The organism is Chamaesiphon sp. VAR_48_metabat_135_sub, from assembly GCF_031418915.1.
Taxonomy (GTDB): Bacteria; Cyanobacteriota; Cyanobacteriia; order Cyanobacteriales; family Chamaesiphonaceae; genus Chamaesiphon.
Genome location: NZ_JANOJV010000108.1, coordinates 1 through 10,965, shown reverse-complemented (window position 1 = coordinate 10,965; position 10,965 = coordinate 1). Strand labels below are relative to the sequence as shown.

General features: G+C 44.6%; 8 protein-coding genes and 1 pseudogene. 2 read left to right on the top strand and 7 right to left on the bottom strand.

Annotation, left to right across the window (positions count from 1 at the left end; all coding sequences use genetic code 11):
* Positions 1 to 1,751: pseudogene (locus tag RMO55_RS07905) on the bottom strand (hypothetical protein); the annotation flags it as partial.
* Positions 1,752 to 2,359: 608 nt separating this feature from the next.
* On the opposite strand from RMO55_RS07905, the gene RMO55_RS07900 reads away from it, so the two are divergent.
* A complete protein-coding gene (locus tag RMO55_RS07900; RefSeq protein ID WP_310425583.1) occupies positions 2,360 to 3,544 on the top strand; it encodes an NAD(P)H-quinone oxidoreductase subunit H in 1,185 nt (394 codons plus the stop codon).
* Between the two features lie 20 nt (positions 3,545 to 3,564).
* Here the strand turns inward: RMO55_RS07900 and RMO55_RS07895 are convergent, their stop codons facing one another.
* From RMO55_RS07895 to RMO55_RS07880, 4 genes are all read right to left on the bottom strand, one after another.
* Positions 3,565 to 3,936: a type II toxin-antitoxin system PemK/MazF family toxin gene (locus RMO55_RS07895; RefSeq protein ID WP_310425581.1), complete on the bottom strand. Its 372-nt coding sequence runs from the start codon at positions 3,934 to 3,936 to the stop codon at positions 3,565 to 3,567.
* Entirely contained in the window at positions 3,915 to 4,160 is a 246-nt protein-coding gene (locus RMO55_RS07890; RefSeq protein ID WP_310425579.1) for a hypothetical protein, read from the bottom strand. Before RMO55_RS07890 ends, RMO55_RS07895 begins: the two co-directional genes overlap by 22 nt.
* A gap of 102 nt (positions 4,161 to 4,262) precedes the next feature.
* A complete protein-coding gene (gene ileS / locus RMO55_RS07885) occupies positions 4,263 to 7,706 on the bottom strand; it encodes an isoleucine--tRNA ligase (protein ID WP_310425577.1) in 3,444 nt (1,147 codons plus the stop codon).
* Positions 7,707 to 7,869: 163 nt separating this feature from the next.
* A complete protein-coding gene (locus RMO55_RS07880) occupies positions 7,870 to 8,763 on the bottom strand; it encodes a LysR family transcriptional regulator (protein WP_310425587.1) in 894 nt (297 codons plus the stop codon).
* A 281-nt stretch (positions 8,764 to 9,044) separates the two neighbouring features.
* Here RMO55_RS07880 and RMO55_RS07875 point away from each other — a divergent pair, with 281 nt between their 5' ends.
* Positions 9,045 to 9,260: a CDGSH iron-sulfur domain-containing protein gene (locus RMO55_RS07875; RefSeq protein WP_310425576.1), complete on the top strand. Its 216-nt coding sequence runs from the start codon at positions 9,045 to 9,047 to the stop codon at positions 9,258 to 9,260.
* Between the two features lie 269 nt (positions 9,261 to 9,529).
* On the opposite strand, the gene RMO55_RS07870 is transcribed toward RMO55_RS07875, so the two are convergent.
* A complete protein-coding gene (locus RMO55_RS07870) occupies positions 9,530 to 10,315 on the bottom strand; it encodes a carbon dioxide-concentrating mechanism protein (RefSeq protein WP_310425574.1) in 786 nt (261 codons plus the stop codon).
* 55 nt (positions 10,316 to 10,370) lie between these two features.
* On the bottom strand, positions 10,371 to 10,718 hold the full coding sequence (locus RMO55_RS07865; RefSeq protein WP_396134219.1) for a carbon dioxide-concentrating mechanism protein CcmK: 348 nt from the start codon (positions 10,716 to 10,718) through the stop codon (positions 10,371 to 10,373).
* Positions 10,719 to 10,965: the final 247 nt, after the last annotated feature.

Genomic DNA, 10,965 nt, shown 5'->3' with positions numbered 1-10,965 from the left:
GTCTGAGTCAGCCCACTCCCAGTTCGTTGGGTATTTTTTTTGAGATCGCTGACTGTTTGGACTAATTCAAATTGAAGACCAGATACGAGAAAGCGACTGCTCGTACTACTACTAGTGTCAGTGCTAGGTGAAGTAATATTTGTCGCTAATTCACTGATAAATTTGCGTGCGCCAGTATCGCCGATCCGAAATGCAAGATTAGATTCAAAAGTTGTTGAGCTTGCGGTTTTAACACCAAGTGGATCGTATGCAGCTCCATTAAAGGAACCTGTTTTACTTACAGTTACGTCCAATCCACCATCACCAGCCGCCGTTGTTAGTTGACCTGGAGAATTAGGGTTTGGTGTGGGTGTGGGTGTTGGTGTTGGTGTTGGTGTTATGGTTCCGGATGGAGCGAGTTGGAACATTCTGGTTTCATAATAAGAAACACCATCTGGTTTAACAGAACTTGCGAAATAAGGAGTCCCATTAACATTAATGATATTGGATCTCAAGGATGAACCTGCTGGAGATGAAGCATATAATCCGGTACTCACATCAAAAGTTGTTAGACTACCATTTGCAACATCTAACTCGCGTACCTCTCCTCCATACTGTGCATCGTCAGCAGTGAAATAAAGTTTATTTCCGATCGCCGTTAATTTTTCTACAAAAGTTTTTCCATAGGTTGGATTTGGAGTTAGATTGGTGATGCTAGCAACAGTACCATCTGAGTTAAGCTTCCAGATTTGCGTGTTATTAATACCATCATCAAACGCGAAACATAGCGTCCCATTGACATTTGTAAAGTTGCTTGGATAGTTCGAGCCGCTAGCTCCATTTATAGTTCCAGCTAAGACGGCTTGACCTGTGGCATCTAGTTTCCAAATTTCATGACCACGATTGGTTGTAAAATGAAGAGTGCCGTTAACATCAACAAAGTTATTGTCATCTATTGAATAATTACTCGATGTAAAGATAGGATCGCTAACAAGAGTAGCTGCGCCACTATTAGCATCTATTTTGTATAGTTCCTGACCGGAAGATCCACTATGCGTTGTGAAAAATAGTGCATTCCCTATTTGATGAAACTCTCCAGGAGCATAATTTGTTTGATTGGGAATTTGAATTGGTGATGCGTTGTTTGTAATAGGGTCAAACTTCCAAACTTGACCGTTACCTCGAAAATATAAATTGCCTCCGACAGCTAGATTATTGTTTGCAGCACGAAAGTTGTTTCCAGTGTTTGGTTCTTCAATATCAAAAAGAAAATTAGTTGGTAAGCCATTCGGCGTAACCTTAGATAAAGCACCAGAAGATCGATCTATTTTCCATAGCTGCTTATCGCCGCGATTTGCTAAAAAGTAATCGCTATTTCCAATATTGACTATATTGGCACTAATACCATTCTGTCTATTACCTGTAAAAATAATCATGTTGCCCAACCGACTTGGGGTGCCAGTGCTGGGGTCTATTCTGTATAATCCTTGTGTTGTCCCATCACTAGCAGCAAAATATACGATGCCGTTAACATTGGTAATCATTCCAATGTTAGAACCATTAGAGGATGTGTTAATTTCTGCAACTAATACTGGTTGACCATTTGCATCTAATTTGTAAAGTTCCGATCCTTTGCCAGTGTAAGTATCTCCAACAAAATAAACTGTGCCGTTTATATTAGTGAGTTGATCGATATTGTGCATAGTCCTCTCGGTCGTCACAACAACAGGAACGAGCGGTGTATTAGTATTCGGGTTAGGAGTAGTTGCCATAGGTAGTTATGCAAAAATTATTGTAGAGGGTTTAAGGCTGGAAGCTTGCTAAAGTTAGCAGGCAAATATTATCTATATGAATAGGGCGATTATCTTTTGATACCTTGCTGATGACTGCCGAATCGAGCGTCATTCGTGGGGATCTAGTCGATTAGTAGCCAGCTCAGGCTAAATTGCTCTCGATCTAGTGTTCCCACAGTTACTTACAGATCTCACTACTCAGGGTAAAAACTTACACATATCTCGATCGACCTTGTACTAGTACATTTACAGATCGCAGCGGAGATCTAAGGGTACCCATTAAGGGCACCCCTACAGGTTATCGGTGCGGGGTGGATTAATTTATGGGAAAATATTAGGTGGCTCGTCGAAATTTAGGGTAGGGGTAATTCATGAATTACCCCTACCCTAAATTTCGATGAGATAGTATAGTCCATCCGCATTCGGGTAAGATCTGAGTGTTCCCAGCTTTGAGCTTCCGTCGATCGGTACCAAACCCTTATAATATGTGAGGGGAATCAGTTATAAATATCGATACTCCGCCATCTATGGCAAGCATATAGTAATTACTAATAGTTCATTTCAGAGCGCGATCGCAATAAGAGAATATGGCACAACTCGAAACTAGAACCGAACCGATGGTGCTGAATATGGGGCCGCACCACCCATCGATGCACGGGGTATTGCGGCTGATTGTCACCCTCGATGGTGAAGATGTCGTCGATTGTGAGCCAGTCATCGGCTATCTCCATCGGGGTATGGAAAAAATCGCCGAAAACCGCACAAATCTGATGTTCGTGCCCTACGTCAGCCGCTGGGACTACGCAGCGGGGATGTTTAATGAAGCGATTACGGTGAATGCGGTCGAGAAATTAGCGAATATTACTGTCCCGAAACGGGCGAGTCATATCCGCGTCATCATGCTGGAACTAAATCGAATTGCCAATCACCTGCTCTGGCTCGGCCCATTTATGGCGGATGTCGGCGCACAGACTCCGTTCTTCTATATCTTCCGCGAACGGGAGATGATTTACGATCTGTGGGAAGCGGCGACTGGCTATCGGATGGTGAATAATAACTATTTCCGTATCGGTGGGGTAGCGGTGGATTTACCCTATGGTTGGATTGACAAATGTTTGGATTTCTGCGATTACTTCAGTCCAAAGGTGGATGAGTATGAGAAGTTGATTACCAATAATCCGATCTTCCGTCGTCGGGTCGAAGGTGTGGGGACGATTAGCCGCGATGAAGCGATTAATTGGGGTTTATCGGGGCCAATGTTGCGCGGTTCTGGCGTAAAGTGGGATCTGCGCAAGGTCGATAAATACGAGTGCTATGACGACTTTGATTGGGATGTCCAATATGAGACTGCTGGCGACTGTTTAGCTCGCTACTTCGTGCGAATTCGGGAGATGCGGGAGTCGGTGAAGATATTGCGTCAAGCGATAGCGGCTTTACCTGGCGGTGCCTATGAAAACCTCGAAGCAAAACGCATCGCCGCAGGGCCAAAATCTGAGTGGGATGCGATGGACTATCAGTACATCAGCAAGAAGGTTGCACCGACATTTAAGATACCCAAGGGCGAACATTATGTGCGGGTAGAAAGTGGCAAAGGAGAGCTAGGCATCTTTATCATGGGTGAAGATAATATCTTCCCGTGGCGGTGGAAAATTCGTGCTGCTGATTTTAATAACCTCCAGATTTTACCGCATCTATTGCGTGGGGTAAAAGTTGCCGATATCGTGACAATTTTGGGCAGTATCGATATTATCATGGGTTCTGTCGATCGATAACTAAATAAATTATGCTGTTTTTATCGATCGATCAATCCGAGACTAATTTGGATTGCTCGATCGATTTTTAGCATTGTCTCTACAGTGAGAATGCCGATTTTCTTTATAAGTCTTTGACGATCTATCGAACGAATTTGATTTAGCAGCACGACTGAATCTCTTTCTAGTCCACCTTCTGGAGCTTCGATCGAGATCTCTGTTGGATACAACAATCGATCGAACTGTGAAGAAATCCCTGCGACGATTGTAATTGGACTGAATTGATTAGACGTATCATTCTGAAGAATCAAAGCTGGGCGAGTTTTTTTTAGCTCTGCTCCTAACGTTGGGTCAAAATTTACCAAATAAATCTCACCTCTGATTGGATAAACTATTCTCGATCTTTGAGCCATGCTTCTTCTTCTAAATTGAACCAGTCTTCAACTAAATCTAAATCTCGATCGCTTCGATGAATAGCACCTTCACGAAGTTGTCGCTGGAGTGATTGCTTTTGTCGATCGATAATATAGAAATTGATAGCTTCATCAATTAATCGATCTCGATCTTCTTGGTCTGATAAACCATCGATTAATTCGATCGTTTTCTGGGGAAGTGTGATATTAATTTGCTGGTACATCGATAGTAAGTTCAGATAAATAATTCTGTTTTACTGAGGACATATCCCTGATTTATCTAGAGAAATCGGAGATATAGCGTTAGTTTATATTAGACTAGAACGTTAGAATTCACCTGCTAAAGCATCAACACATCGATCGCAAACAGCCGGATGTTCGCTACTGTGTCCGACAGTGGGTGAATAGTTCCAACAACGATCGCATTTTTCGCCTTCGGCATTTGTCACCCCAATTTTGCCACCTTCAATAGTTGTTTGATGTGGTAATCCTTGCAGTTTATGCCCATCCTCGATTAGCTCAACTTGAGATGCGAGGAAAAGATATCGCAATTCGTCGATACCATTCGATTTGCGTTGGGGTGCGGTGGTTTTGACAGGCACATTTACAGGTACAGGAGCGACTAATTCACCTGAATTCTCGATCGGAGAAATTTTGCGTTCGCCATAGGATTGCGTTCCGACAACGATATTTTTATAATCAATTATCCGATCGATCGTCTGTTGACGTTTATCTTTCTGTAACAGATTATCCACCACAAATAACCCACTCATCACTAATCCTACTGCTTGGAGTGTGGTTTCAAATAGGGGAATACGATTGATTACTGCCATAAAGCCGATCGCGATATATAAGCCAATTCCTGCTGTTAATAGTAACAGTAAATTAATCAGCGATCGCCGATGACTGTCGTAAAGCTCGCCCACAAGATTTGCAGATCCACCAATAACCTGTACGCCAGTGCGCCACAATTCCTGTGCTGCGGAAAGTTGGGGGCTATTGACTAATTTAGCGATTGCTGGCGTATTAGTCTGTTCACCACGATCTCCACTCACAAATCGCTGCTCCTGCTTTTGAAGTGGCTGGGGGCGTTGCACTGAGCCTGCCGAAGCGTGGTTTCCGTGGCTAGGAGTGTAGAATGACAACTCGGCTAATTTAGCTTTTAATGCTGGATCTTCCACCTGTAAGAATACCTTAGCCTCTAGGGAAGAACCGATCGATTTATCTGTTCGAGCTTGTTCCATCACCTTATTTACATCCATCCGCAGGTCGCGAATTTTGTCCCAGGTGATGGCTAAATCTGGCTGTGACCACTGTGGATCGAGTTTTACCCAGCCAGACTCAAATACAGATTTATAAGGGGTTTGGTAGGGCAAATACTGCCAGACATCCTCGGCCATGTGACAGAGAACGGGAGCGATCGCACGGGTAAGATTTTCGAGGATAATTGCTAGTACTGTCTGACAACTGCGGCGACGGAATGATGTGGGTGCGCTGATATATAGACGATCTTTGGCGATGTCTAGATAGAAGTTGGAGAGATCGACAATGCAGAAATTTTGAATGGTTTGGAAGAATTTAAAGAATTGATATCGATCGAATGATTCGGTAATTTCGCTAAATACTTCACTCATTCGATGCAGCATATATCGATCGAGTTCTGGCAATTCCGCGTAGGGAACGGCATCTTTAGCCGGATCGAAATCGTGGATATTTCCCAACAGGAATCTGGCTGTGTTCCGAATTTTTCGAGAAGCATCGGATAATTGTTTGAGGACTGTCGAGCCAATTAGGACATCATTAGAATAGTCTACCGAAGATACCCATAATCGAACGACATCAGCACCATAGGCTGGATCTTTCTGTTGATTTTTACCACCATCCATCACCACCATTGGATCGATGATATTTCCCAATGATTTACTCATTTTGCGTCCCTTTTCATCGAGAACAAATCCGTGAGTCAGGACGGTTTTAAATGGAGCGATGCCATTATTCGCGACGCTAGTTAGTAAACTAGATTGGAACCAGCCCCGATGTTGATCGGAACCTTCTAGATACATATCGACAGGATAGACGAGATTATCCCGCTGTTTGGCTACCGCCGCCCATGAGGAGCCGGAATCAAACCAGACATCCATCGTATCCATACCTTTGCGATAGGTACGTCCATTGTGACGATAAGATTCTGGTAATAATTCCTCGACAGACATCGAATACCAGGCATCAGATCCATGATGAGCGATGATATTCTGGACATGAGCGATGGTTTCGCCCGTGAGCAAGGTTTCGTTGGTTTCTTCATCATAGAAAACTGGAATTGGTACACCCCAATTCCGCTGACGGGAGATACACCAGTCAGATCTTTCGGCTACCATCGGGCGAATCCGATTTTCACCTTGAGCGGGAATCCATTCGACTTGGGAAATTGCTTTTAGGGCTTCATCTTTAAACCCTTTTACCGATGCAAACCACTGTTCTGTTGCTCGGAAGATTGTCGGTTTCTTCGTCCGCCAATCGTAGGGGTATTTATGTGGATAGGCTTCTTCTTTGATTAAAGAATGCTCTCGCAGCAAAGCTTGAATCACGAATTCATTTCCGTCTCCGAGCACATTTTTACCTGCAAACTCGCCTGCTTCATCGGTAAAATTTCCATCGGCATCTACAGGCGCAAGAATTGCTAGCCCATATTTCTGACCTGAGATATAATCTTCTTGACCGTGCCCTGGTGCCGTATGGACTAAACCAGTCCCCGATTCCGTCGTGATGTAGTCGCCACCGATGATAATCGGGCTAGTTCGATCGTACAGGGGATGCTTATAAGTACAGTGCTCTAATTCTGCACCCTTAATTACCGATCGAGTCGTCAGATTCAGATTTAGTTTAGCAGCTAAACCCTCAACCATATCCGCTGCGACGATCGCATATTTGCAGCCAGTATACTGATTATCCTCCGGTGCTGATACTTCGACGATCGCGTAACTGAGATCGGGATTGACCGCCACAGCCAAATTCGCCGGAATCGTCCACGGCGTAGTCGTCCAGATAGCGACTGATAAATCGTCCTGAAATGGCTCTAAAATCGCTCTAGCCGCATCTGTAACGTGGTTGACCTTAAACCCAGCAAAAATACTCCGCGACACATGTCCTTCAGGATATTCTAGCTCCGCTTCCGCCAACGCCGTTTTAGAACTCGGACTCCAATGCACGGGTTTCAAACCGCGATAAATATATCCCTTCAATACCATTTGCCCAAACACACCGATTTGAGCCGCCTCATACTCCGGTTGCAGCGTTAGATAGGGTTTATCCCACTCACCCCAGACACCCATCCGTTTGAATCCCAGCTTCTGCTCCTCAACCGTCTTCTGAGCGAACAAAGCCGCCTTTTGACGCAATTCTAGTGGCGTGAGATTTAGCCGTTCCTCCGGCTTCATATCCTGAATTACTTTAAGCTCGATCGGTAGCCCATGACAATCCCACCCAGGTACATAGCGGACTTTCCGCCCTTTGAGCAGTTGATAACGATTGATAATATCCTTGAGCGTCTTATTTAACGCATGACCCATATGCAGCGTACCATTGGCATAGGGCGGCCCATCGTGGAGCACAAAAATCTCACCAGGATTAGACTCTGACAACCGCTCAAAAATCTGTTCGTCTGCCCAAAATTTTTGCAGTTCGGGTTCCCGTTTGACTGCATTTGCACGCATGTCAAACTTAGTCTGGGGTAAGTTTACGGTGTTTTTGTAACTTCCTGGTGCTGTCACAGTAGTAAATGCTGAATGGTTTACGGTATCCGTATATTATACGCTGTACTCAATTGAGCAACGTCCTAAATTCTAATAAACTTCGATCGAGTCAACAGCAGAGTATCGACACTATTGTGACTAGAAAGATGAATTCCCATCGAAAATCTTAACTGTTGTTTTCTTACTCTACACTGCTGGAAAAATGGTCAGACAAAAAATCCACAAAAGTCCTGACCTTAGGTGATAGATATCGCCGACTCGTGTAGACAGCATCCAGAAAGTTGGAGAAAGTATATTCCGGCTTCAGTACTTTCAACCTTCCGCTGGTTAGATCGTCTACGATTAACCACTCTGGCAAAAATGTTACTCCCATCCCAGCTAAGGCTGATTGATACAACATACTAGTATTGTTGGAACGCATAGAAGTTGTCATCGAGATCGTCTCTTGACCGTTTGCTCCATCCTCGAATACTATGCCATCGCTAAATTGTGAGTAGGAATAGCCGAGGAGCAAATGATTGGAAAATTCGCTGAGTGTTTTGGGGTATCCATGCTTGAGTAAATAATTCGATGAGGCGACTAACTTAAATTGAATCTGGCAAATGCGCCGCGCCAGCAGTGAAGAATGAGGATTGCTTGTGACCCGTAATGCTAGGTCAAACCCTTCTTCTACCAAGTCTACAATGCGATCGTTTAGATTCAACTCTATTATTACCTTTGGATAACGCGATCGATATACCACCAAGGCTTGCGTGAAAATTGGGTTAGCGAACCAAACTGGGGCAGTAATCTTGAGCACACCCCGCACCGTGACAGCGGATCTCCTGACGGCTGATTCTACCACTTCCAATCGATCGAGCATTTCTTGGCATTGCTCATAATAAACCGTGCCAATTTCCGTCAGACTCATGTGCTTGCTCGTCCGATTCAATAAACGGACACCAAGGTATCGCTCTAAACTCATAACGTGCTTGCTAGTCATGGCTGTAGACAAGTCGAGTCGAGCTGCGGCGGCTACAAAACTGCCAGACTCCACCACTTGACGAAACACTTTCATGCTGAGTAAGGTATCCATCACGATTCTAAGATTTCCTATTAGGAAATATACCATCAATGAAATCGCACTCGATCGACCAAAAAGAAACTAATACAATGATCGAGGAACCGCAGGTTACTGCTAACGCAAGTTGCTAGTCATCACAAATATTAAAGATTTGGGTATTAGGTATTGGGTATTAGCGATGGATAAAACCTAAAATCTAACAGCTAAAACCTAACACCCATCTCACTAACAACCTATAACTAGCAAATTAGGTTACTGGTAACTAAACGACTAAATTTTGAGAGAAAATAGCGATGACTGAACCAACAAAAATTACAGCTCTTGATAACGGCCCCTTCCTAGTATCTGGGTCATTTGTGATCAGAGATGGTACGGGTCAAGCCTATAGGTGCGATCGATCGCAAATCGCTTTGTGTCGCTGTGGTCGCTCCAGTGGCAATCCATTTTGTGATGGTACCCACGCAAAAGTTGGTTTTTCTGCCACTGAAAGAGCAGTTCCGCAGGCATAGCAGTCGATACGATCTAGTTTTGGTCTCCATACCAGCCTAGATTCTTGACAGCAAGGTCAAACGGGGATTAAACGTATCGCTCAAAGACTTCGTGTTGAGGGGCGGTTTCGCGAGGTCAAATTATTTGATGGGACTTAATTGTCGATCGGCTGATCGAAGACGCGATATCTTTTAGATGAAGACTGGCGACTGTTAGCTGCTCAGGGGTCATGTTTTCGAGATCTTATTCGTTCTAAATTCTAATAAAGTTCGTTCGCGGAGCGTGCGGGTTACTCGAGCGAGGATTCCCGTTGACGCAGCTTCTCACCCGAACCATCTACTAATAATTTCTGTTCTAATTCTACTGTTTCAACTTCGACTACTTCCACTTCTACCATCGGCGCGTTGACGGATTGGGGAAGTCTAAGCGGTAATATTAATGGCTGTTCTGGGATAACTAAGGCTTGTTCGAGCCAATAACTGGCTGTGGGAATAGTTCGTTCTAAATCTTCTAATGGACGAGGAATTACCATGATCGATCTCAGTTCGCCAATCCGCTCGGCGACTGACATCCCCGCATCGAGGGCGAAGGTAACGTTTGAGACTGTCCCCCGAATAATCGCCGTACAAAAGCCAGCACCAGTTTTTTCATAGCCAGAAACATGGACATCTGCTGTCTTGAGCATGGCATCCATTGCTCCTACCATCGGCGGGAATCCACGAGTTTCGAGCAAACCGATGGCAAGATTAGTCAGCCTACTTTTGCCAATTACTTGCGCTAGCATTCGATCGCTAATTGGCAAGACCATATTAAGATTGGGTGAGGGACGCGATATTACTGATTGATAAATCAATTCATCCATCTGAGCCGCTACTTCTGCGCCTGCGGCTACCGCCAATCTGACATCGGGGAATCTACCACGAATCACCGCAGTACAATAACCACCCCCAATTTTTTCATAGCCAACCAAAGTGACATCGGCAGATTTGATCATCATATCTGCCGTTCCCACCATCGCCGGAAAGCTCCGAGTGGATATTAACCCGATGGCACTTTCGGCATGAATGTTAGACATGGTTGGCTGTGAAGATTCCCCCAAGGGTAAAATGAGTCGTACCTAACTAAAAAAACTAGCTAATCCGACCTTCAACTTGGTCGCGAAATTCTTGGACTTCTTCAGTATACCCAATTGGCAGAATTCGCTCAACGTTGGGATGGGGACGCGGAATGATTACCCAAGATTCGAGGGTACCACCATAGACTTTCTCAACGACATCTACACCAGCCGCCATTGCCTGTTTGACCTCAGAAACGTCTCCACGCACGTTAACGGTAAATCTAGCACTACCAGCCCGCAGGTAGCCTACTAAGGTGACACGTCCAGCCTTGAGCATGGCATCAGCAGCAGCCAAGACAGCGGGAAATCCTTTGGTTTCGATCGAACCAACCGCCTGTTGAGAACTCAATGAATCAGCCATTAAAAATATATTCCTTGTAATAATAAATTATTCGAGAGCCGAGAATCCGGCGGTGTATAGACATCGCTTTCAACTTTCAACTGTCTTGAAAAGGTGCTCCACTTGCGGCGTTTTTATTCGGGGGGAACCCCCGAATAAGAAAACGACAAGACAGCGGCTCACTTTTGGACGGGTTCCCCGTCAAAATAAGTGAGACAAGACAGGGGAAACCCCAAGACCGCACTTTTCGCTTTCAACTTTCAACTAA